The 788-nt window shown below is 64.3% G+C and carries 1 protein-coding gene and 1 pseudogene; one reads left to right on the top strand and one right to left on the bottom strand.

Annotation, left to right across the window (positions count from 1 at the left end; all coding sequences use genetic code 11):
• A pseudogene (locus OP496_RS18205) lies at positions 1–193 on the top strand (hypothetical protein); the annotation flags it as partial.
• 65 nt (positions 194–258) lie between these two features.
• Here the strand turns inward: OP496_RS18205 and OP496_RS18200 are convergent.
• On the bottom strand, positions 259–788 hold a 530-nt coding region (locus OP496_RS18200), incomplete at its 5' end, for a chromate transporter (RefSeq protein WP_280565400.1).

The following is a 788-nucleotide window of genomic DNA, read 5'->3' as shown; positions in this document are numbered from 1 at the left end:
CTCCGAGGACGACATGGCCTCCGAGAAATACGAGCCCGGCGTAAGCTGCCCGCACTGCTGGGATAACCTGCCGGAAAAGACCCGCAACAGTGCCCGCGAGCGTCAACGCCAGATCGAGCTTGCCAAGCAACGCGGCGAACCGCATCCGCTGGGCCGCGATCCGCGCCGTGACAAGGCGAGTCACGAAGCGTAAGCCTAGCCCACCGCGAACGATACGCGAGCCGACAGCCCTGGCGGCTCGCGCCGATCTCACACCCCCTACAGCGTGCTGACGAGCCCGCCGACCGCCAGGATTGCCACGACTGCCCAGGCCGGGAGCTTCCATACGCTCAACAGCAGAAAGCCCGTCAATGCCAGGGCAAACTCGGAAGAGCCGACAACCACACTGGTCCAGACCGGTTGGTAGAGTGCAGCGCCCAGGATGCCCACCACCGCGGCATTCGCGCCTCGCATCAATGACTGCGCACGTTCCAGACGCCTGAAGCTATTCCAGTAAGGCAGCACGGCCACCAGCAATAATAGACCCGGCAAGAAGATCATGATGAGCGCCAATGCCGCGCCGAGCAGCGGCACGGACAACGTCCCTATCTCGGCGCCAAGATACGCCGCGAAGGTGAATAGCGGTCCTGGAATCGCCTGGGCGGCACCGTAGCCCGCGAGGAAGCTATCGGGTGTCACCCAGCCTGACTGGACGACCTCGCTCTCCAGCAGCGGGAGCACCACATGCCCGCCCCCGAACACCAAAGCACCAGCCCGGTAGAAGGCGTCGATCATCTCCAGGATCGTGG

Source organism: Chromohalobacter sp. 48-RD10 (assembly GCF_029889785.1).
Lineage (GTDB): Bacteria > Pseudomonadota > Gammaproteobacteria > Pseudomonadales > Halomonadaceae > Chromohalobacter.
This window is presented reverse-complemented; position numbering and strand designations above follow the sequence as displayed.